Origin of the sequence: Palleronia marisminoris (assembly GCF_900172315.1) — a bacterium.
GTDB classification, from domain to species: Bacteria; Pseudomonadota; Alphaproteobacteria; order Rhodobacterales; family Rhodobacteraceae; genus Palleronia; species Palleronia marisminoris.
This window is the reverse complement of the sequence record NZ_FWFV01000013.1, coordinates 35,828-57,001: the sequence shown is the minus strand read 5'-3', so window position 1 is coordinate 57,001 and position 21,174 is coordinate 35,828. Positions and strand designations below refer to the sequence as shown.

Below are 21,174 nucleotides of genomic sequence, written 5' to 3'. Positions count from 1 at the left end.
AATTTGTCGAGGATGCTCGGCATCCGGCCTGCGACCGCCACGTTTGCTGCCTCAAATCCGGGCGAATGTCGGGTGAACTTCCCGACACAATGCGTGGGGGCGGCGAATGTTTGGATTTCTGGTCTTGCTCGGCGGGATGCTCTCGCTGTCGACCTTTGCCGGGGGGGACGACGACGAAGCGGAGTCTGACGACAGCAGCTCGACTGAAGACGGCGACATCACCGACGGAGAGGTCGTCCCGATTGAGGCGGATGATGGCCACCCGCAGGACTCAGGCGATCCGATCGCCTCCGGTGGACATTCCGCGGGTGGCGGGGTCGTCGTCAAGAATACCGAGGGGCGGGATATGGTGGCCGCGGGCGCGGGGGACGACACCATCGAAGCAGGCGCTGGCGACATCATCCACGGCCAGGGGGGCGACGACGTCATCCACGGGCGCGAGGGCGTTCTGGCTGCGCGGGGCGGGGCGGGGGACGACCTTCTCGACTTCTCGGAGGGCGGCTCGGACGATCCTGTCCTGGAGGGCCGCGGCGAGGATGGCGCCGACACGCTGCGCGGCTCGGCGGGCAATGATTTCCTTGTCGGGGGAGCGGGGGAGGATAGAATCGAAGGCGGGGACGGCGCCGACACGATCATCGGGGGCGAGGATGGCACGATCCACGACATGGGCGGCTTTTCGGCCGAGGATGATGGCGCGCCTGATCACATCGACGCGGGGGACGGGGACGATCTGGTCCTTGCCGGCGCCGGCGACATCGTCCGCCTGGGCGGGGGGGCCGATGTGGTCTCGGTGAACGCTGGCGAGGGCACGTCCGCCAGCATCGTGTTCGAGGATTTCACACCCGGCGAGGATCTGGTCGAAGTGCACGTCCCGGGGGCCGAGGACGGTTCGGCGAATTTCGCCGATTACGTCGCCTCGCGCGTGACGACCGACGCCGGCACGACGATCACCCTGAAAACCGGACAGACCCTGGTGTTCGAGGGGGCCGGGTCCGGTATCTCGGACGACGCTTTCGTGATCATACGCTCCGGACTGACGGCGGCCTAATCGCGCGCCGCGACGATGGCCTCCAGAACCGTATCGAGGCCATCCACCCCGCGCGGCCGCCAGCCGAGGTCGCGAAGGCGGGCCGTGTCCATCTCGCTCACCCCATCGGGATCCCCCCGGTGGGGCAGCGGGTCCGGGATCCCTGCGATCCGGGCATAGCGCTCGAGAAGATCGCGCCGGTCCAGCACGATGTCCGACACGTTCACAACCGGAGGCGGCGTGTCGACGGCCAAGACACGCTCGATGGCGTCGGCCAGGTCGTCGACGTGAAGCTCGGTGCCGATCCGGGGGGCTGGGCGATCTCCGGCGGCGAAGCGCGCGAAGAGGTCGGCCCATTTGTGCCCGCGCCCCGGCACCAGAGGGCCGTAGATGCCGGTCGCACGCAGGCTCGTCCCGCGCCGGCCGAGCGCGCGCTCGGCCGCCAGCTTGACCTCACCGTAGAGCGTGTCGGGCCGCGGCGGCAGTTCCTCGGTCAGCCGGGTGCCGGGCGGGTAGGCGCCATACACGGCGCGGCTGGAAAGGAACACGATGCGCAGCCGCGCCGCTTCGGCTGCATCCATCAGCGAAAGCGTCCCGCCGAGGTTGGCGCGGGTGAAGCCTTCGGGATCGTCTCCTTCGCCGCCCCGGTAGCGGCCCGGGACATGGGTGAAGGCGGCGTGGACCAGCGCGTCCTGGCCCGAGAGGTCCGGCACTTGCCCGAGATGCCAGTCCCGATGCGCCAGCCCCGGAACCTGCCTTCGGCCAATTGTCGTGATCGTATGGCCACGGGCGGCGAGCCATTGTGCCACCGGCCAGCCCACCAGGCCGCTCGCCCCGGTGATCGCGATCCTCATTCGGGCGCCGGCATCCGCGACAAGTCCGGCGCCTCACCCGCCGCATAGCTGTGCCACAGGTCGATCAACGGGCGCAGCCGGTCGGCCTTGTCGTGGTCCTGCCAGGGCTTCTCGTACTGGAAATGAAGGACGCGGATCGCCTTCCAATCCCAGAGCGCGGGCAGGTTGAACCAGACATATTGCAGCATGTTGCAGGTCACCGGCAGGCCGTGCCAGTCGGGGAACCACTCCTGCAGGAAGGTCTGATCGGTGCGCCGCCAGAAGGCGCCCGGCTGGTCGAGGTGTTTCAGCATCGCCTGAAATGTCGCCGGATCGGGGCGCGCGGTGAACACGCCCGAGTTCATCCGGTGGAAGTCGCCGAGCCCCTCGTAGACGTTCGGGGCCGCGCAGAGTTCGGGGTAGTCGAACAGCTTGTCGATGTTGCGCAGGACCAACGTGTCGGCGTCCAGGAACACCACCCGGTCGTAGTCGAGCTGCCAGAGCCGAAGCTTCGCAAAGTTGTCGAGCGGCGTGTGGAAGGCCGGCTTCTCGCCCTTGGTGAAGGGGGCGGCGCCGTGCAACGCCTCGCGCTGGTGGGCCGCGTTGAAGGCGTCCGAGGTCGGCAGAAGCTCCACCGGCACCAGTCGCGCACCAGCGGCTGTCAGCGGTGCAAGCGCGACGGTCGGCACGCCGCCGGTATGCATCACCACGCGGTCCGCCGTGGTGCCGGTCAGCGCCAGCGAGTTCAGAAGCGCCCTCGCCCCCATCGCGAAATCCGCGTTGGTGACGAGGGTGACATAGGCCCGCCTCACGAGACGGACTTCAGCGCCTTGCCTTCGGGGTCCCGCTCGACCTTGGCGCCCAGATCCTTGGTCCAGCCCGAGACGGCCGGCACGCGGCTGCGGTCGATGCGATAGGCGTATTTGCGAGCGACCTCGACCACCTCGTCCAGCAGTCCTTCCTCGAGCGTCGTCGGGTCGAGGCCGAGTGCCAGGAACTGGTCGTTCTTCACGATCAGGTCGTTCTCGGGCGCTTCCTTGCGGGGGTTCGGCAGGTTGGCGATCTTGGCGCCCGTCATCTTCGCGATCATCTCGGCCAGGTCGCGGACGCGGTGCGTCTCGGTCATCTGGTTGAAGATGCGCACCCGCTCGCCCGCTTTCGGCGCGTCACCAAGGGCAAGCTCGATGCAGCGGACCGAGTCGCGGATGTGGATGAAGGCGCGGGTCTGGCCACCGGTGCCATGGACGGTCAGCGGATAGCCGATCGCGGCCTGGATCAGGAAACGGTTCAGCACCGTGCCGTAATCGCCATCATAGTCGAAGCGGTTCACAAGCTGCTCGTGCTTGCGGGTCTGGTCGGTATGGGTGCCCCAGACGATGCCCTGGTGCAGGTCGGTGATCCGCAAGCCGTCGTTCTGCGCGTAGAACTGAAACAGGATCTGATCGAGCGACTTGGTCATGTGATAGACCGAGCCGGGCTTGGTCGGATACAGGATCTCCTGCTCTTTCTTCCCGCTGGGCGTGTCGATCTCGACGTCCAGATAACCCTCGGGGATGGGCGCGCCGACCGAAGAATAGCCGTAGACGCCCATGGTCCCGAGGTGGACCAGATGCGCGTCGATCCCGGTTTCGACCATCGCAGCCAGCACGTTGTGCGTCGCGCTGACGTTGTTGTTGACTGTGTAGACCTTGTGGCGGTCGGTCTTCATCGAATAGGGCGCGGCGCGCTGTTCGGCGAAGTGGATGATCGCGTCGGGCTTCACCTCGGCCAACCAGACCTTGAGACGCTCGTATTCCTTGGCGAGGTCGATCAGGTGGAACTGGATGCGGCGGCCGCTGACCTCGTGCCAGATCCGGCAACGCTCCTGAATCGAGTCCATCGGGGTCAGTGACTGCACGCCAAGCTCGGTGTCGATCCAGCGCCGGGACAGGTTGTCGACGATGTGGACCTCGTGGCCGAGATCGGAAAGGTGCAGCGTCGTGGGCCAGCCGACGAAACCGTCTCCGCCGAGGATCGCGATCTTCATGAGGGTCACTCCAGGTCACATGCGTGACGCCGGTATCACCGCATCGTAACCGTTTCTCAACACCCCATGGCGATCATCCGCCCGGCTTCGGCGCAGTTTGCCAGCGGCCCGCCGTCGTCAGCGCCGTATCGCTGCAGATCTGGCCGAGCGCGCCGCTCAGCCCCTCTTCGAGCGTGGGATGATAGAGCGGCACCTCGGCAACCGAGGAGGCGGTCAGCCGGTTCAGGATCGCCAGCATGAAGAAATGCGCCATGTGCTCGGCCCCCGGCGCGAACATCTCGGCGCCCACCAGGTAGCCATCGCCCGGTGAAGCGAAGAGGCGCACGACCCCGCGATTCCGGTTTTCAACCTTCGCGCGACCCTGATTCTCGAACCGGGCGGTGCCGGACACGCCCGCGTCGGACGGTCCGTCGCCGATCTGGACGATCGCGGGATCGGTGAAGGTCACCTGGAAACGCGGCACGCGCTTGACGGCCGTCACGGCGGGGAAGGCGACGGCGTTGCGTCCCGCCAGTGCGCCCTCTTCCGACGCCTCGTGCAGGACCGGCCTGTCGGCATTCGCGTCGCCCGCGATGAAGATCGGGGCGTCGCCGCATTGCAGGGTGCCGGGGTCGAAGACCGGCAAGCCCTTGTCGTCGCAGTCCAGCCCCGTCGCGTCGAGTCCTAGCCCGTCGAGGTTCGGAGGGCGCCCGGTGGCGACGAGCACACGGTCGAACGTGCCCGCGCCGCCGTCCCACGACAGATGCACCGCGTCGCCCTGCCGCTCTGCCTCGACCGAAACCCCCAGATGCAGCGCCATCTCTTCGGCCATTGCCTGATGGACGGCCTTCTGAACCTCGGGATCCTCGGTGCCGCCCAAGGTACGCTCCCGGTCGAGCAGCGTCACCTCGACCCCCAGCCGTGCGAAGCCCTGCGCCATCTCCAGCCCGATGGCGCCGCCGCCGATCACCGCCAGTGTCTTCGGCAGGTCCTGAAGCTCGAAGATGGACTGGTTCGTCAGGGCGAGGTCTCCCAGCCCCTCCAGCGGCGGGGGGATCATCGGCGACGAGCCGGCTGCAATCACGACGGCCCGCGCTTCGACGGTGTCGCCGTTGTCGAGGGACAGCGTTGTGGGGCCGGTGAAACGGGCGCGCGCCTTGATGCAGGTGTCGGCGGGCAGCTCGTCGAACACCTTCCGGGTGGAGGCGGCGAAGTCGTCGCGGAACCGGCGGACCCGGTCCATCACGGCGGGGCCATCCACCGACACCTCGCCGGTGCGGATGCCGAACGTGCCCGCATCCCGCGCCCTGTGGGCGGCATGAGCGGCGGCGAGCAGCAGTTTCGAGGGCATGCAGCCACGATTCGCGCACATGGTGCCGTCGAAGTAGGGGTCGATCAGCCGGGTCGTCGCGCCGGCTTCGCGCGCAGCCCGCTCGGCCGAGATTCCCGCGGTTCCGGCGCCGATCACGGCGACGTCGCAGCTGTGGGTGGTCATGCTTGGCTCCTTCGCGACCGTTCCGGAGCGTTGACCTAGGGCGCTTGGGCCGAAGCGCTAACGCGGTCAGATCGCGGGCAGGCGCCCAATCAGGCAGAAGCGCAGGCGTCCGCAGGGGCGGGCATCCTCGATCGCGCCACCCGGCGCTGCCATGTAGGTGCGTGCCGTCGCGGCGATGTCGGCCGCATCCTCGACAGGGTCGACCCCGGCGAAGAGGTAGCCGGTCCCTCGCCCCTGCACCGATAGCGCCACCGGCTTTCCGCAGGCGTTCAGGCATTCATGGAGCCGCAGCTCGACGCCTTCGGGCAGGGCGTCGCGCAGGGGCCCGGTCTCGACGCCCGGGCGGCAGGTCGCGCAAAGGTGGAGGATCGCGGTCAATCCGGCTGCCGCAGCAGGTAGGTGTCCATGATCCAGCCGTGCCTCTCGCGCGCCGCGGCGCGAGCGGAGACGATGCGGTAGGTGGCCTCGGCCAGGGGGCCGCGGTCGATGATCTGCTCGGCCATCCCGAGGTAGGCGCCCCACCAGATATGGAGGTCACCGGGCAGCGCCTGAAAGCTGCATTCGCCGTCCAGCATCACGACGACCGTCTCGGCCCCCTCGGGCCAGCCGCTGTCTCGCAGGCGGCGGCCGGTGGTCACGGTGACGGGGCCGTTGACCGTGTTGAACGGGATCGCGTGGGCGGCCGTCAGCGCCTGCAGCGCCGTGATGCCGGGGATGACGCGCGCGCGCGCGCCCGGCAGGCGCTGGGCGATCCGCAGGGTCGAATCGTAGAGGCCAGGATCGCCCCAGACCAGAAGTGTCACGGTCGGTGCGTCGCCGATCGCCTCACACCAGCGCTCCGCGATCTCGTCGTGCCAGGCGCGGACGCGCTGCTGGTAGGGCAGGCTTTGGTCGCGGGTGGGATAGTCGAAATGGACGATCCGCGCGCGACTGCCGGCGTCAGCCACGATTCGCTCGCGCAGATGGGCGAGGTCATCCTTCGCGGCCTTGCGCGGGATAAGGATCAACTCGGCCTCGGCGATCGCGCGGCGGCCTTCAAGGGTGACATGTTCGGGGTTGCCGGTGCCGATGCCGACCAGCGTGATCTCAACCATCGGCCAGCGGACCGTAGAGGATCAGCGCGGCATGCTCGGACCGTTCGGCGGCAAGGCGCTCGGCCAGGTCCGCCACCGTGGCGCGCGTGATGATCTGATCGGAGGTCGAGACGGCCTCGGCCAGGATGGCGGGCTGCGTCGGGGGCAGGCCGCGCGCGATCAGCGCCTCGGCCAGCGCAGGGAACGTGCGCTTGCCCATGAACACCACGGTCGAGGCGGTAGGATCGGCCAGCGCGTCGAGGTCGAGGTCGCCGGGCAGCGCGCCGCTCGCGTCGTGGCCGGTGACGAACTGCACCCGGCGTGCGGTCAGCCGCCGCGTCAGGGGGATGCCCGCCGCCGCCGCCGCCGCGATGGCCGAGGGGATGCCCGGCACGATCTCGTAAGGGATGCCGGCGGCCTTCAGCGCCAGAAGCTCCTCTTCCAGCCGCCCGAACACACCTGGGTCGCCGGATTTCAGGCGCACGATGCGCCCGCCCTCGGTGGCGTAGTCCACCAGCAGTCGGCTGACGTGGTCCTGCCGGGGCGACGGGCGCCCGGCGCGCTTGCCGACGGCGACAAGGTCGGCCCCGGCGCGCGCGTGGGACAGGATCGGCCCCGAGGACAGGTCGTCGAACAGCACCGCATCGGCCCGCTTCAGGCGGTCGACGGCCTTGAGGGTCAGAAGCTCTGGGTCGCCGGGGCCCGAGCCGACGAAGCTGACGAAACCGGTCATGAGGGCGCTTTAGGCGCGTGGGCCCGCGAGGGAAAGTTTTTCCGTGCGGGCGACGGCATTGCAGTCGCAAACAGGGCGCGGATTGCCGTTGGTCGACGCGCGTCCGGGTGCCGTCCGGATATGCGTCGGACAAGCCGCTTAACGAGAGTCCCCCTCATGTTCGTCGATATCGTCACCGCTGCCATCGTCCTCGCCAGCCTCGGCGCCGGGGCGTGGATCATCCGCCATTCCTATCCCAAGCTGCGAATTCCCAGCCTGTCAGTCTTCCGCTGAGATCATGTGGAAGAAGGTGCCCGTCACGTTGCCGCGGCGGGCACCCGTTTCGGGCACCGCGTTCCCGTCCGCGTCGGCGACCTGCGCAAGCGGCGCGTCGGGCTGGTCCAGAACGGTGGAATAGTGGAACTCGTGACCGCGCAGCACGGCGCCGGGCGCGTGGCCGGGCATGGCCTCGGTCAGCGTCGCGCGGCGGTAGCCGAGATGGAACTTCCTCGTCTCGTACGAGGTGACGAGGCCCAGCAGGCCCGCCATCTCGTGCCGCTCCCCCCCTTTGTCGATCAGCGCGGTGCCGAGCGCCATGTAGCCGCCGCATTCGCCGTGCACGGGCTTCTGCTCGGCGTGGGCACGAAGGGTGCGCCGGAAGGTGGCGGCGGCGGCGATGCGGCCGGCGTGAAGCTCTGGGTAGCCGCCGGGTAGCCAGACGAGGTCGGCGTCGGGAACGGGATCGTCGGCGAGGGGCGAGAAGGGCAGGATCTCGGCCCCCGCCTGCCGCCACCCCTCCAGAAGATGCGGATAGGTGAACGAGAACGCCGCATCCTGCGCAAGCGCGATGCGCTGGGCGGGCGGTTTCGGCAGCGGGCCGGGCTGCAGCGCGATGCCTGCGCGGGCGGCGGCGATGACGGTGTCGAGGTCGATATTCTCGGTCAGGAAGGCGGCGTATCCGGCGATGGCGGCGTCGAGGTCCGGGTGCTCGACCGCCTGAATCAGGCCAAGGTGGCGTTCGGGCAGGGCAAGGTCTCCGCGCCGGGGCAGCGCACCGAGCACGGTCAGGCCGGCGCGCTCCATCCCCAGCCGGGTCAGCCGCTCGTGCCGGGGCGAGGCGACGCGGTTCAGGATGACGCCCGCGAAGGGCAGGTCGGGCGCGTAGGTGGCGAAGCCAAGCGCGGTGGCCGCCGCCGATTGCGCCTGCCCGCCCACGTCGAGCACCAGGATCACCGGCCAGCCCATCCGCTGCGCCGTCTCGGCCGAGGTGCCGAACCCCGCGCGGCCCCGCGTGGCGACCCCGTCATAGAGGCCCATCGACCCCTCGCCCACGCAGATATCCGCGTCGCCGGCGCGGGCGGCCAGCGCGCCGAGCAGCCCCTCGTCCATCGCCCAGCTGTCGAGGTTGAAGGATGGCCGGCCGCTGGCGGCGAAGTGGAAGGCGGGGTCGATATAGTCCGGGCCGGACTTGAAGGGCTGCACGGCGAGGCCCCGATCGGCGAGGGCGCGCAGGAGGCCCAGCATCACGGTCGTCTTGCCGGTGCCCGAGGCCGGGGCCGAGACGAAGAGGCCGGGGGGAAGCGTCATGGCGTGCCCTTTCAAGGGGGGTCAGTCGTCGGCGGGTTGCCAATCGCTCCAGGGGGAATCGGCGGATTGGGGGCGGTAGCGGCGGTCGTAGCCCGCGGCGTAGAGGCGGCTTTCGGTGAATTTGGTCGCACCAAGGGCATGGCCGACGAGGATCAGGGCGGTGCGGGTGATGCCTTCTGGCAGGGTCGCCTCGACGGTGGAGAGGGTGGCGCTGTGGATGCGCTCGTCCGGCCAGCTTGCCCGGAAGACGACGGCCACGGGGCAGTCGGCGCCGTAGGCGGGGGTCAGGTCGCTGACCACGGTGGCGAGGTTCTGGACCGACAGGTGGATCGCCAGCGTCGCGCCGGTGGCGGCGAAGTTGGTCAGCGTCTCGCCCTCGGGCATCGAGGAGGCGCGGCCGGGCGTGCGGGTCAGGACGACCGATTGCGCGACGCCGGGCAGCGTCAGTTCCGACCCGAGCGCCGCGGCGGCAGCGGCGAACGACGGCACGCCGGGGGTGACGGTGTAGGGGATGCCCAAGGCGTCGAGGCGCCGGATCTGCTCGCCCATGGCCGACCAGACCGACAGGTCGCCGGAATGGAGGCGGGCGACGTCGTGGCCAGCCTCATGGGCGCGGGCGATCTCGGCCATGATCGCATCGAGGTCCATCGGCGCGGTGTTCACGATCTGCGCGCCTGCGGGACAATGCTCCAACACCGCCTCGGGGACCAGCGAGCCAGCATAGAGGCAGACGGGGCAGGCGGCGATCAGGTCGCGGCCACGCAGGGTCAGAAGGTCCGGTGCGCCGGGGCCGGCGCCGATGAAGTGGACGGTCATGAGGTCTCTCCCGAGCTGGCGGCGAGCGCGCAGGTAGCCATGCGGTCGGCCGAGACGACGCGCGGTGACAGAAGGCGCGCGCCCGGCCCGGCGGCGGCGAGGGCCGCGGCTTCGGCCACGCTGCCGGTGTTGCGATGGGTGCGCGAGGCGGCGCTGTCGGTCTGCGTTCGCGCCGCGGTCAGCGCGTCCGGCGGGACGGCATGGACCGGCAGGCCGAGCCGCTTGGCCAGCGGCGCGAGCGCCTGGGCCTTGTCGGCGGCGGTGGCCAGCGCGTCTGGGGTCCCATCGGTGGCGGCAAGCGCATCGGCAAGGCTCTCAACGGTCGCCGCGCGGCGGAAGCCGAAGCCGGCGACGATCATGGCGACCAGCTCCATTGCAGGAGGGGGAAGGCGTTGTCCCAGCCGCGGAAGCCGCCGATGGAGGTCGGGCGGGCGGTCTGGACCCGCAGGAGTTCTCCGCCAAGCCGGGCCTCGGCGGCGAGGACCAAAGCCTCGCTTTCCAAGGTGACGGCGTTGACCACGAGGCGGGCACCGAGTCTGGTCAGCCGGCCCAGCAGCGCCTCGGTCAGCCCGCCGCCGACGAAGATCGCGTCGGGCGGGGCGAGGCCGTCGAGCGCGTAGGGCGCGGCGCCCTCGACCACGCGCAGCCGGTCCTGCCCCAGCGCATCGGCGTTCGCGCGGATGCGGGCGGCGCGGTCGGGGCGACGCTCGATTGCGGTGGCGGTGCAGGCGGGATGCGCCATGAGCCACTCTATCGCGATCGAGCCGCTGCCGCTGCCGATGTCCCACAGGTGCTCGCCCGCGCGGGGGGCGAGGGCCGACAGGGTCAGCGCGCGGATCGGACGCTTGGTGATCTGGCCATCGTTGTCGAACGTTTCGTCCGGGCGGCCCGCCGACAGGGGCAGGGCAGGACCGGCAGGCTCGATGGCGACCGCAACGGGATGAGCGTGATCGGCTGTCAGCGCATCGGCGCGGGCGGTGGTGATCCGCTCGCGCGGGCCACCGAGCGCCTCGAGGACCGTCATCTGCGAGGCGCCGAACCCGATGCCCGACAGCCACGCGCCCAGTTCGGCCACCGCGGCGCCGTCGCGCAGGGTCGCGATGATCCGGGTGCCGGGGGCGAGGTGCGGGCGCAGGCGCGTCAGGGGCGCGGCGTGTAGACCGAGGCACACGGTCCGCTCCAGCGGCCAGCCAAGGCGATTGGCGGCCAGCGAGAACACGGACGCGCCGGGGAAGGCGTGCCATTCCGACCGCTCCAGATCACGCACCAGAACCGAGCCCGCACCGAACCAGAACGGATCACCCGAGGCCAGCACGGCGACGGGGCGCCCGCGCCGCTCCATCAGCAGGGGCAGGCCATCGGCGAAGGGGACGGGCCACTGGACCCGCTCGCCCCCGGTCGGCACCAGCGACAGGTGGCGGGGCGGGCCCATGACCACCTCGGCAGCATTTAAAGCGGCGCGCGCGGCGGGGGTCAGGCCGTCCGGCCCGTCCTCTCCGACGCCGATGATGCTGAGCCAGGGGCCGGTCATGCGCTCTCCGCTCTTTGCGTGGACGGAGGGGTGGCACGGGGGGCGCGGCGCGGCAAGGGGCTGTTGCCCCGAGCCTCGGCGAGGGGCATTGATGGGGTCATGGAAGCGCCCAACGTCCTGATCCTCGGCGGCACGACCGAGGCGACCGCCTTATGTCGCGCCATGACCGATGCGGGGGTCGCCGGCACGATCTCGTTCGCGGGGCGGGTCGAGCGGCCGGTGCGCCAGCCCCTGCCGCAGCGGGTCGGGGGGTTCGGCGGGATCCCGGGACTGGTGGCGTACCTGCGCGAGAACCGGATCACCCACCTGATCGACGCGACTCACCCCTTCGCCGCGCAGATGAGCATCCATGCCGTCGCCGCCGCGGCCGAGGCCGGGGTGCCGTTGCTGGCCCTGACGCGGCCGGCCTGGGACCCGCAGCCGGGGGACAGTTGGGTGCGTGTGCCCGATCTTGTTGGCGCAGTGCGTGCGCTCGACGGTCCACGACGGCGGGTCATGCTGGCGATCGGGCGGATGCATCTGGGCCTCTTCGCGCACCACCCACAGCACTTCTACCTGCTGCGCCTCGTCGATCCGCCCGATGGGCCGCTGCCGGTCCCGGACGCGCATGTCGAGGTCTCTCGTGGGCCGTTCACGCTGCAGGACGACCGCGCCCTGATCGAGAGGCACGCGATCGACCTGATCGTCTCGAAGAACGCGGGCGGCAATGGCGCTCGCGCCAAGATCGATGCTGCGCGCGTCATGGGGCTGCCGGTCGTGATGATCGATCGACCCGCGCTGCCCCCACGGATCGAGGTGCATGAGGTGGCCGCTGCGCTGGAGTGGCTGCACGCCTAGTCCGGCCACACTCTTGCAACGGGTGCGGTTGCGACATAGCTCTTGCCCTACCTCGGGGTGCTCGTTCGACGGGCTGAGATGCGGACCTTCCGCGAACCCGCAAAACCTGATCCGGCTAGCACCGGCGGAGGGAAGGTAGGTCGGCGCAAGCCCCTTTCCCCACCGGCGAAAAGGAGGCGACATGCGTTTCGCGATACCTGCCCTTCTCCTCGCCGCCAGTCCCGTCCTGGCGCAGGAAACTCCCGTTCTCGACGTCTACACCTACGACAGCTTCGTGTCCGAATGGGGCCCCGGCCCCGCCATCGAGGAGGCGTTCGAGGCGACCTGCAGCTGCGATCTGCAATTCACCGCAGCGGGCGACGGCGCGGCGCTGCTGTCGCGCCTTCGGCTCGAAGGGGCGCGGACCGATGCGGACGTGGTCGTGGGCCTCGACACCAACCTGATGGCCGAGGCGCGCGAGACGAGCCTCTTCGCGCCCTCGGGGGTCGAGGGCGTGGACTGGGACCTGCCCATCGAGTGGGACAGCGAGATCTTCGTTCCCTTCGACTGGGGCTACTTCGCCTTCGTCCACCGCAAGGGCTTCGACGCCCCGTCGAACTTTCGCGAACTGGGCGAGAGCGACGTTTCCATCATCATCCAGGACCCGCGCAGCTCGACCCCCGGGCTGGGCCTGCTGCTGTGGGTGAAGGCGGCATACGGCGACGAGGCCCCCGCGATCTGGGAGAGCCTGTCGGACAACATCGTCACCGTCACGCCGGGTTGGTCCGAGGCCTACAACCTGTTCCTCGAGGGCGAGGCCGAGATGGTCCTCAGCTACACGACCTCGCCCGCCTATCACTTGATCGGCGAGGGGGACGACGGCTTCGCCGCCGCGCCCTTCGAGGAAGGCCACTATCTGCAGATCGAGGTCGCGGGCGCGGTCGAGGGATCGAATCAGATCGAGTTGGCGCGCGACTTCCTGTCGTTCCTGGCGACGGACGCGGCGCAGTCGGTGCTGCCGACGACGAACTGGATGTATCCGGCCAAGACGCCCGAGGGCGGCCTGCCCGACGGCTTCGACGCCCTGATCCGGCCCGCCAACGCCCTGCTGACTCCCATAGACGAAACGCCCGAGACCATCGACGCCGCGCTGGACGAATGGCGCGCCGCCCTCAGCCGCTGATCTTTGCCGGAGCGGCCGCTGCCAGCCTGGTGGCGGCCCTCGTCGCCGGCTCGCTCGTCGCGGTTCTGAGCCGCGCCGAGGGGGGGGCGCTGAGCCCCGGCGACTGGGCTGCGGTGCGATTCACGCTGTGGCAGGCGGTGGTGTCGGCCGCGCTGTCGGTGGGCCTCGCGGTGCCGGTGGCACGGGCGCTCGCGCGGCGGCAATTCCCGGGGAGGGGGCTTCTGGTCACGCTTCTGGGCGCGCCCTTCATCCTGCCGGTGATCGTCGCGATCCTTGGCCTTCTGATGGTCTTCGGCCGCGCGGGCTGGGTGAACGACGCCGGAGCCGCGCTCGGCTTGCCGCCCCTGTCGATCTACGGCGCGCACGGGGTGATCCTGGCGCATGTGTTCTTCAACCTGCCACTGGCGACGCGGCTGATCCTGCAAGGCTGGCAGGCGATCCCGGCCGAGCGGTTCCGCCTTGCCGCGTCGCTTGGCATGGCGCGGGGCGACATCGCGCGCCATATCGAATGGCCTATGCTGCGGGCTGTCGTGCCGGGTGCCGCGCTGGTGGTCTTCATGATCTGCACCACCAGCTTCGCCGTGGCGCTGACGTTGGGCGGCGGTCCGCGGGCCACGACGATCGAGCTGGCGATCTACCAGGCGTTCCGCTTCGATTTCGAGCTTGGGCGCGCGGCGCTGTTGGCCCTGCTGCAGCTTGCGGTGACCGCGGGGTTCGGGGCGCTCGCGCTGTGGGTCGCGGTGCCCGAAGCGATGGGGCGCGGCCTCGATCGGGTGGTGCGACGCTGGGACCTGGGGCCGGCATGGGGGGATGCGGTGTGGATCGCGCTCGCCTCGGCGTTCCTGCTGACGCCGCTGCTGGCGCTGCTGCTGCGGGGCCTTCCGGCGATGATCGGGCTTCCGGGCTCGGTCTGGGTCGCAGCGGGACATTCGATATGGGTGGCGGCCGTTTCCGCCACTACATGCACCGGCACGGCGCTTGCCATCGCGGTTGCTGCGGCGCGGGTCCGCCGGGGGCGGAGCATCGAGCTGGCCGGGATGTTGGGGCTTGCCGCCTCTCCGTTGGTGCTGGGAACGGGGCTGTTCATCGTGACTTATCCGTTCGCGCGACCTGACACGCTGGCCTTGCCGGTCACAGCGCTGGTGAACACGGTCATGGCGCTGCCCTTCGCGCTGCGCGCCCTCGTCCCCGCCGTTCAGCGGGTCGAGGAGGAATATGCGCCTCTCGCAGCGTCGCTTGGGATGGGGGATGCCGTGTGGGCGCGCCGGGTGCTGTGGCCGCGGTTGCGGCGGCCGTTGGGATTTTCCGCGGGTCTGGCGGCGGCGCTGTCGATGGGCGACCTGGGGGTGATTGCGCTGTTCGCCGACACCGAAAGCGCCACCTTGCCCTTGCAGCTTTATCGGTTGATGGGGGCTTACCGGATGGACGATGCGGCGGGGGCGGCGGTTCTGCTGCTGGCGCTAAGCCTCGCCGCGTTCTGGATTTGCGACCGTGGGGGCCGTGTCGATGCTGACGCTTGAGGGGCTGGTCATCCGCCAGGGCGAATTCGTCCTTCGCGCCGATCTGGTGGTCCCGGCCGGCGCGCAGGTCGCGGTGATGGGGCCGTCCGGGGCCGGCAAATCGACGCTTCTTTCGGTGATCGGCGGCTTCTTCGACGCGGACGAGGGGCGGATCCTGTGGGAGGGGGAGCGGATCGACACCTTCGCCCCCGGCAAGCGGCCGGTCGCGACGATCTTCCAGGACAACAACCTGTTTCCCCACATGAGCGCGGCCGAGAACGTCGCCCTCGGGATCCGTCCCTCGGGCCGCCTGAGCCGGGATGAGCGGGAGCGCGTGGACGAGGCGCTTGTCGCCGTGGGCCTCGACGGATTCGAAGACCGCAAGCCCGGAAGCCTGTCCGGCGGGCAGCAGAGTCGGGTCGCCTTCGCCCGGGCGCTTCTGCAGGAGAGGCCGCTTCTGCTGCTGGACGAACCTTTCGCCGCGCTCGGGCCGGCGATGCGGGGCGAGATGCAGGCGCTTGTGGGGGATCTGGCGCGCGAGCGGGGGCGCACGATGCTGATGGTCACGCATGATCCCGGAGATGCGCGACGGATCGGGGGCGAGACGATTCTCGTGGCCGATGGACGCGCGGCCGCCCCGATGGCAACGGACGAGCTGCTGCGCGATCCGCCGCCGGCCTTGCGGGACTACCTGGGCAGTTGAGATCCGGCCAAGGAAAAAGGGCGCGCGGATGACCGCACGCCCCTTCTGTCCGGATTTGTGGGCCGATCAGGCGGCCGGCTCGTCCTTGATCTTGCGCTTGTGGGGCGCCCAGATCCGCTTGTTGGTCAGGTAAAGAAGCACCGCCAGAACGCTCAGGATCACCACGCCGGTCAGACCGGCGCGCTTGCGGGCCGCCAGCTTGGGCTCGGCGGTCCACATCATGAAGGCCGATACATCCTTCGACACCTGCTCGAGCGTCGCTTCGGTGCCATCCTCGTAGACGACGTCATCGCCGTAGAGCGGCTGCGGCATCGCGATCCAACCGCCGGGGAAGGTCTCGTTCTCGTAGAGGGTGGCGCCGGCCTGCGTCATCGTCTCGCCGGTATAGCCCATCAGCAGCGAGGTGAGGTATTCCGCCCCCCCCATGCCCTTCACGAGCTGGTTGATCCCGAGTCCATAGGGCCCGTGGAACCCCGCGCGGGCTTTCCCCATCAGGGACAGGTCCGGCGCGTTCGAGAGGGCTGATTCCGGAAAATGGTCGGTCGGGATGGCCGGGCGGAAGTCGCCCTCGCCATCCAGAAGAGCCTCGTCCCAGACTTCGAACTGTGCCGCATAGGCGCGAACCTGATCCTCGGGCAGGCCGGGGCCGTCCTCGGCGCCGAGCGAGCGGAACGCGACATATTGCAGGCCGTGGCAGGCCGAGCAGACCTGCGTGTAGACCTGCAGGCCGCGCTGCAGCTGGAACTGGTCGTAGGTGCCGAACGGACCCTCGAACGGGAACGCGTAGTCGGTGACGTGGCTGTCCTCGCTGCCCGCGGCGTGGGCTGCGCCGGCAAGGCCAAGCGCAACGGCGAGCGAGAGGGTGAGTTGCTTGATCATCATTGTCCTCATTCTCACTCGGCCGGGTTCACGATGGTGGTCGTTCCGCCCGTGGCCGGGGCGTAGTGGCTCGCGTGGTCTTCCTCGATCGTCGCGGGCTGCGGGATCGGCTTTTCGAAGATGCCCAGAAGCGGCAGGATCACCAGGAAGTAGCCGAACCAGTAGGCAGACGCGATCAGCGAGATCGTCGAGTAGGGCTCTTCCGCCGGCATCGCCCCGACCCACATCAGGACGAAGAAGTTCACGATGAAGAGGGCATACCACCACTTGAACATCGGGCGGTACCGGCCCGAGCGGACGCTCGACGTGTCGAGCCAGGGCGCAAGCGCCATGACCGCGATGGCGCCGAACATCGCCAGCACGCCGAAGAACTTGGCGTCGATGATGCCGCCGGTGATCCAGCTTGCGAGCATCACGATCCAGACGTCGCTCGTGAAGGCGCGCAGGATCGCGTAGAAGGGCAGGAAGTACCACTCGGGGACGATGTGCGCCGGGGTCACCAGCGGGTTCGCCTCCATGTAGTTGTCGGGATGGCCGAGGTAGTTCGGCATGAAGCCCACGATGGCGAAGAACACCACGAGGATCACCGCCAGCGCGAAGACGTCCTTCATGACATAGTAGGGCCAGAAGGGCAGCGTGTCCTTCTGTGCGTCCGCCTTCGACGTGCGGCGCACCTCGACCCCGGTCGGGTTGCTGTTGCCGGTGGTGTGGAAGGCCCAGATGTGGACGGCGGTCAGGCCGACCAGGATCATCGGCAGCAGGTAGTGCAGCGAGAAGAAGCGCGTCAGCGTGTATTCACCGACGGCCGGTCCGCCCAGGAGCCAGGTCTGGATCGATTCGCCGATGAAGGGGATCGCGCCGAACAGGCCCGTGATCACCGTGGCGCCCCAGAAGGACATCTGGCCCCAGGGAAGGACGTAGCCCATGAAGGCGGTGCCCATCATCAGGATGTACATCAGGATGCCGATGATCCACGTGACCTCGCGCGGCTCCTTGTAGGTACCGTAATAGAGGTTGCGGAAGATGTGCATGTAGACGGCGACGAAGAACAGCGACGCGCCGTTCATGTGCAGGTAGCGCAGCATGAAGCCGCCGTTCACGTCGCGCATGATGTGCTCGACAGAGGCGAAGGCGGTGTCCGTCGACGGGATGTAGTGCATCACCAGGACGACGCCGGTGGCGATCTGAAGGACCAGGGTGAAGACCAGGACGATGCCCCAGATCCACATCCAGTTGAGGTTCTTGGGCGTCGGGATCATGATCGTGTCGTAGAGAAGACCCACGATCGGCAAGCGCCGGTGCAGCCAGCGCTCGGCCCCGGTATTCGGTTCGTAATGGTCGTGTGGGATTCCGGCCATGCTCAGGTTCTCCTTATCCCAGAACGATCGTGGTTTCGTCGGCGAAGGCCGCGACGGGAACCGGCAGGTTGGTCGGCGCGGGACCGCGGCGGATGCGGCCGGCCGTGTCGTAGTGCGACCCGTGGCAGGGGCAGAACCAGCCGCCGAATTCGCCGGCGCCGTCACCCAGCGGCACGCAGCCCAGGTGGGTGCAGACGCCCATCATCACCAGCCATTCCTCGGCGTTGCCACCCTCGCCCTGGGACAGGGCCCGGTTGGGGTCTGTCGCCGGGGCGTCGCCCTCGATATTTGCGTTCCGCGCGATGGGGTCCGGCAAATCCGCGAGATCGACCGCGTTGGCTTCCGCGATCTCTTCCTCGGTGCGGCGGCGGATGAAGACGGGCTTTCCGAGCCACTGGACCGTCAGCTGGGTGCCGGGTTCGACCCCGCTCACATCCACGCGGATCGAGGAAAGGGCCTGCACGTTGGCGGCCGGGTTCATCTGGTTCACAAGAGGCCACACTGCAGCGCCCGCGACGACGGCGCCGACACCTGCGGTGGCATAGTAGAGAAAGTCGCGGCGTGTGGTGCCGTGATCGTCTGCGTGGGACACGGGGTCGTCTCTCCTTCTAGCGGCCGTCGGATTGGGAGCAGACACGGGAAATCCGCCTGAACCTGGTCCGGCGCGTTGCAGCGCTGTCTAGCGTCTGATTCCCTCGCGGTCCAGCGCGCAAAGCCGCGCAGGCCGTCCGTGGATAGGGCGAATACCGCAGGTTTCGGGCCGATTGCAATAAATGCGACACAGGGGCGCGGCTTGTCCTCCATTGGTCCGCAGGAAGCGCGGCGTGTCGACGGCAACAGCCGGCAGCGATCCGGACGCGTCGGATCGACCGGGATGGAGACAGTCCCTCTAGGGGCCTGCTACCGGTTCTCGGCGGGCGCCGTTGCGGCGAAGGACGGTCGCTCGGCCATGCGCGCGTCGAATGCGGTCAAGCCGGGGCGCCCCTCGCGCCAGGACCGGGCGGCGTGGCGCAAGTCGAGATAGCCCAATGCGCAGACAACGGCGATCTGGCCTATGTGGAGCGGCCCGGAGAGGTGGCTGAGCCATCGATTCTCGAGCGCGTCCAGGGCACGGGTGATCTTGGCCCATTGCGCATCCACGTATTCGGCGGACTGCATCGCCTCGGACCGGACGCGGCCCTCGTAGACCATGAGCACGGCCGCATCCATGATCCCGTCCGCCGTCGCTTCCAGCGTCAGCACATCCCAGATCCGTGCCTGCGGATAAAGACCCGCCCCCGCGCGGTCGTTCAAATAGCGGCAGATCACCCGGCTGTCGTACAGCGCCGGGCCGTCGGGTCGAGCCAGACAGGGAACCTTGCCAAGCGGGTTCTGATTGGCCGGATCCGGGCGCAGGGGCGTCTGGGAGGACGCGCGGAGCGCGACGTCCGACAGCTGGTCGGTCTCGTGCAGGACGACCATGACCTTTCGGACGAAGGGCGACGCGGGGGAGTGATACAGTTCCATCATGGCCGGATCATATCCCGAACCGAGCCAGAGGCGAGCACCTTCCGGGTCAGGCGGCGGTCAATTGGTTGCCCGCGACGCCCTCGATCCGGGTCTCGACGGTGCGGCCCTCGGGGCGGTCGGCGGTGAAGGCGACCTCGGCAAATTGCTCCGTCCGGCCCATGCGGGGGCTTTCCATCAGCACGCGGTGGGTGCGGCCGACCTGCGCGGACAGGTGCTCGGCAACCGCCCTGTCGCCAAGGGCGCGCAGCCGGGCGGCGCGTTCCTTGACCAGCCCGCCGCCGAGCTGCGGCATCCGGGCGGCTGGGGTGCCGGGGCGGGCCGAGTACGGGAAGACGTGCAGCCATGTCAGGCCGCACTCCTCGACCAGCCGGAGGGAGTCGGCGAAATGATCCTCGGTCTCGGTCGGGAAACCGGCGATGATGTCGGCGCCGAAGGTCATCTCGGGGCGCAGGCGGCGGGCTTCGTCGCAGAAGCGGATCGCGTCGCCGCGCAGGTGGCGACGCTTCATCCGTTTGAGGATCAGGTCCGAGCCATGCTGAAGCGACAGGTGCAGGTGGGGCATCAGCCGCTCTTCCTCGGCGATGGCGCGCATCAGGTTCTCGTCGACCTCGATCGAATCGATCGAGCTGATCCGAAGGCGTGGAAGCTCGGGCACCAGCTTGAGGATCCGCATCACAAGGTCGCCAAGGCGCGGCGTGCCAGGCAGGTCGGCGCCCCACGACGTCAGGTCGACGCCGGTCAGGACGATTTCCTCGTAGCCCTGCGCGGCCAGGCGGCGGATCTGTTCGACCACGACGCCCGCGGGGACCGACCGCGAATTGCCCCGGCCGAAGGGGATGATGCAGAAAGTGCAGCGGTGGTCGCAGCCGTTCTGGACCTGCACATAGGCGCGGCTGCGCGTGCCGAAGCCGTCGATCAGGTGGCCGGCGGTTTCGGTCACGGACATGATGTCGTCGACCTGCACGCGCTCGGTCTGCCCCGTGAAATCGGGGGCCATGGCGGCCCATGTGGCGGGCTGCATCTTTTCGGTGTTGCCGATGACGCGCGTGACCTCGGGCATCGCCGCGAAGGTCTCGGGCTCGGTCTGGGCGGCGCAGCCGGTGACGATGACGGCCGCGCCAGGGTTTTCGCGGGCGAGGCGGCGGATGTCTTTCTTTGCCTTGCGCACGGCCTCGGCCGTCACGGCGCAGGTGTTGACCACCACGGCGTCCGACAGGCCATGTTCGGCCGCAAGCGCCTTCATCGCCTCGGTCTCGTACATGTTCAGGCGGCAGCCGTGATTGGAAAAGACGGGGGGCTTCACGAATTGGCCTCCAGCCAGTCGGGGGTCAGGACCCCATCGAAGACATGGGCGGTGGGGCCGGTCATCCAGACGCCGTCGTCGCGCCAGTCGATGTGGATCGTCCCGCCGTCGAGGTCGATGGTCACGCTGCGCCCCACGAGACCCCGGCGATGGGCCGCGACCGCGACGGCGCAGGAGGACGAGCCCGAGGCGAGCGTGATTCCCGCGCCACGCTCCCATACCCGCATCCGCAGGCGGTCAGGGCCGGTGACGTGGGCGATCTGGACGTTGGTGCGCTGGGGGAACAGGGGGTGATGCTCGTGCGCGGGGCCGAAGGTGGCGAGATCCACGCCCTTCACGTCATCCACGAAGAACGTGCAATGCGGGTTGCCCATGCCGGTGGCGAGCGGCGCCCCGTCGATCGGCAAGGCGTCGATGTCCACGTCTTCCGACAGGGGAATCTCGCGCCAGTCGAGGATCGGGTCGCCCATGTTCACGGCCGTCATCCCCTCGCCCGCGTCGCGCACGGTCAGTAGGCCACGCTCGGTCCGCAGGCGCAGCTTGGTCGCACCGGTGTCGTCCATCAGGTGGCGGGCGATGCAGCGGGTCGCGTTGCCGCAAGCCCCGGCCTTCGAGCCGTCGGCATTCCAGAACACGAGGCACGCGTCGGCCTCCGCGTCGGCATGGATCGTGGCGAGCTGGTCGAACCCGACGCCACGCTGCCGGTCGCCCACGGCGCGGGCGAGCGCGGGCGTCACGACGACCTCGCCCTCGCGCAGGTCGAGGACGACGAAGTCGTTGCCGAGGCCGTGCATCTTCATGAACGGCAGGGGTGCGGGACGTTGGATCATGGCTGACGCCATATA

22 protein-coding genes and 1 riboswitch are annotated in these 21,174 nt (G+C 69.2%); of the genes, 5 read left to right on the top strand and 17 right to left on the bottom strand.

What is annotated here, in order from left to right:
- The first annotated feature begins 106 nt into the window (after window positions 1-106).
- Window positions 107-1,048, top strand: coding sequence for a calcium-binding protein (locus PAM7066_RS16650; protein ID WP_085855348.1), 942 nt, complete (start codon window positions 107-109; stop codon window positions 1,046-1,048).
- On the opposite strand, the gene PAM7066_RS16645 is transcribed toward PAM7066_RS16650, so the two are convergent.
- The 11 genes from PAM7066_RS16645 to cbiE form a co-directional block, all read right to left on the bottom strand.
- A complete protein-coding gene (locus PAM7066_RS16645; protein ID WP_085855347.1) occupies window positions 1,045-1,881 on the bottom strand; it encodes an NAD-dependent epimerase/dehydratase family protein in 837 nt (278 codons plus the stop codon). The two genes, PAM7066_RS16650 and PAM7066_RS16645, sit on opposite strands and share 4 nt — an antisense overlap.
- Window positions 1,878-2,672: a glycosyltransferase gene (locus tag PAM7066_RS16640; protein WP_085855346.1), complete on the bottom strand. Its 795-nt coding sequence runs from the start codon at window positions 2,670-2,672 to the stop codon at window positions 1,878-1,880. The genes PAM7066_RS16645 and PAM7066_RS16640 overlap by 4 nt, the downstream gene beginning before the upstream one ends.
- A complete protein-coding gene (locus PAM7066_RS16635; protein ID WP_085855345.1) occupies window positions 2,669-3,886 on the bottom strand; it encodes an NAD-dependent epimerase/dehydratase family protein in 1,218 nt (405 codons plus the stop codon). The genes PAM7066_RS16640 and PAM7066_RS16635 overlap by 4 nt, the downstream gene beginning before the upstream one ends.
- A gap of 73 nt (window positions 3,887-3,959) precedes the next feature.
- Complete coding sequence (locus PAM7066_RS16630; RefSeq protein ID WP_085855344.1) at window positions 3,960-5,360, bottom strand: dihydrolipoyl dehydrogenase; 1,401 nt, start codon at window positions 5,358-5,360, stop codon at window positions 3,960-3,962.
- Window positions 5,361-5,426: 66 nt separating this feature from the next.
- Window positions 5,427-5,738: a DUF1636 family protein gene (locus PAM7066_RS16625; RefSeq protein WP_245749732.1), complete on the bottom strand. Its 312-nt coding sequence runs from the start codon at window positions 5,736-5,738 to the stop codon at window positions 5,427-5,429.
- A complete protein-coding gene (cobF, locus tag PAM7066_RS16620; protein WP_085855343.1) occupies window positions 5,735-6,454 on the bottom strand; it encodes a precorrin-6A synthase (deacetylating) in 720 nt (239 codons plus the stop codon). The genes PAM7066_RS16625 and cobF overlap by 4 nt, the downstream gene beginning before the upstream one ends.
- Entirely contained in the window at window positions 6,447-7,166 is a 720-nt protein-coding gene (cobA, locus tag PAM7066_RS16615) for a uroporphyrinogen-III C-methyltransferase (RefSeq protein ID WP_085855342.1), read from the bottom strand. The genes cobF and cobA overlap by 8 nt, the downstream gene beginning before the upstream one ends.
- A gap of 258 nt (window positions 7,167-7,424) precedes the next feature.
- A complete protein-coding gene (locus PAM7066_RS16610; RefSeq protein ID WP_085855341.1) occupies window positions 7,425-8,732 on the bottom strand; it encodes a cobyrinic acid a,c-diamide synthase CobB in 1,308 nt (435 codons plus the stop codon).
- Window positions 8,733-8,753: 21 nt separating this feature from the next.
- Window positions 8,754-9,548 carry a precorrin-4 C(11)-methyltransferase gene (gene cobM, locus PAM7066_RS16605; protein ID WP_085855340.1) on the bottom strand — a complete coding sequence of 265 codons (795 nt, stop codon included), beginning with the start codon at window positions 9,546-9,548 and terminating at the stop codon, window positions 8,754-8,756.
- A complete protein-coding gene (locus tag PAM7066_RS16600) occupies window positions 9,545-9,907 on the bottom strand; it encodes a cobalamin biosynthesis protein (RefSeq protein WP_085855359.1) in 363 nt (120 codons plus the stop codon). Before PAM7066_RS16600 ends, cobM begins: the two co-directional genes overlap by 4 nt.
- Window positions 9,904-11,079, bottom strand: coding sequence for a precorrin-6y C5,15-methyltransferase (decarboxylating) subunit CbiE (cbiE, locus tag PAM7066_RS16595; RefSeq protein WP_085855339.1), 1,176 nt, complete (start codon window positions 11,077-11,079; stop codon window positions 9,904-9,906). Before cbiE ends, PAM7066_RS16600 begins: the two co-directional genes overlap by 4 nt.
- 99 nt (window positions 11,080-11,178) lie before the next feature.
- On the opposite strand from cbiE, the gene PAM7066_RS16590 reads away from it, so the two are divergent.
- From PAM7066_RS16590 to PAM7066_RS16575, 4 genes are all read left to right on the top strand, one after another.
- A complete protein-coding gene (locus tag PAM7066_RS16590) occupies window positions 11,179-11,916 on the top strand; it encodes a cobalt-precorrin-6A reductase (protein ID WP_085855338.1) in 738 nt (245 codons plus the stop codon).
- A gap of 43 nt (window positions 11,917-11,959) precedes the next feature.
- Window positions 11,960-12,066, top strand: a riboswitch (TPP riboswitch).
- A gap of 31 nt (window positions 12,067-12,097) precedes the next feature.
- A complete protein-coding gene (thiB, locus tag PAM7066_RS16585; protein WP_085855337.1) occupies window positions 12,098-13,078 on the top strand; it encodes a thiamine ABC transporter substrate binding subunit in 981 nt (326 codons plus the stop codon).
- Entirely contained in the window at window positions 13,054-14,598 is a 1,545-nt protein-coding gene (locus tag PAM7066_RS16580; protein ID WP_085855336.1) for a thiamine/thiamine pyrophosphate ABC transporter permease ThiP, read from the top strand. The genes thiB and PAM7066_RS16580 overlap by 25 nt, the downstream gene beginning before the upstream one ends.
- Complete coding sequence (locus PAM7066_RS16575; RefSeq protein ID WP_085855335.1) at window positions 14,585-15,280, top strand: thiamine ABC transporter ATP-binding protein; 696 nt, start codon at window positions 14,585-14,587, stop codon at window positions 15,278-15,280. The genes PAM7066_RS16580 and PAM7066_RS16575 overlap by 14 nt, the downstream gene beginning before the upstream one ends.
- Before the next feature lie 66 nt (window positions 15,281-15,346).
- Here the strand turns inward: PAM7066_RS16575 and PAM7066_RS16570 are convergent, their stop codons facing one another.
- The 6 genes from PAM7066_RS16570 to dapF all read right to left on the bottom strand — a co-directional run bounded on the left by PAM7066_RS16570 (window position 15,347) and on the right by dapF (window position 21,159).
- The gene (locus PAM7066_RS16570; protein ID WP_085855358.1) at window positions 15,347-16,159 is read right to left on the bottom strand and encodes a cytochrome c1; all 813 of its coding nucleotides are present in this window, start codon (window positions 16,157-16,159) and stop codon (window positions 15,347-15,349) included.
- Between the two features lie 14 nt (window positions 16,160-16,173).
- The gene (locus tag PAM7066_RS16565) at window positions 16,174-17,517 is read right to left on the bottom strand and encodes a cytochrome b (RefSeq protein WP_085855334.1); all 1,344 of its coding nucleotides are present in this window, start codon (window positions 17,515-17,517) and stop codon (window positions 16,174-16,176) included.
- A 13-nt stretch (window positions 17,518-17,530) separates the two neighbouring features.
- Window positions 17,531-18,109, bottom strand: a complete 579-nt coding sequence (gene petA, locus PAM7066_RS16560) for a ubiquinol-cytochrome c reductase iron-sulfur subunit (protein WP_085855333.1) — start codon at window positions 18,107-18,109, stop codon at window positions 17,531-17,533.
- Between the two features lie 308 nt (window positions 18,110-18,417).
- Complete coding sequence (locus tag PAM7066_RS16555; protein WP_085855357.1) at window positions 18,418-19,023, bottom strand: glutathione S-transferase; 606 nt, start codon at window positions 19,021-19,023, stop codon at window positions 18,418-18,420.
- Window positions 19,024-19,072: 49 nt separating this feature from the next.
- Window positions 19,073-20,329 carry a tRNA (N(6)-L-threonylcarbamoyladenosine(37)-C(2))-methylthiotransferase MtaB gene (mtaB, locus tag PAM7066_RS16550; RefSeq protein WP_090929495.1) on the bottom strand — a complete coding sequence of 419 codons (1,257 nt, stop codon included), beginning with the start codon at window positions 20,327-20,329 and terminating at the stop codon, window positions 19,073-19,075.
- Complete coding sequence (gene dapF / locus PAM7066_RS16545) at window positions 20,326-21,159, bottom strand: diaminopimelate epimerase (RefSeq protein WP_085855332.1); 834 nt, start codon at window positions 21,157-21,159, stop codon at window positions 20,326-20,328. Before dapF ends, mtaB begins: the two co-directional genes overlap by 4 nt.
- Window positions 21,160-21,174: the final 15 nt, after the last annotated feature.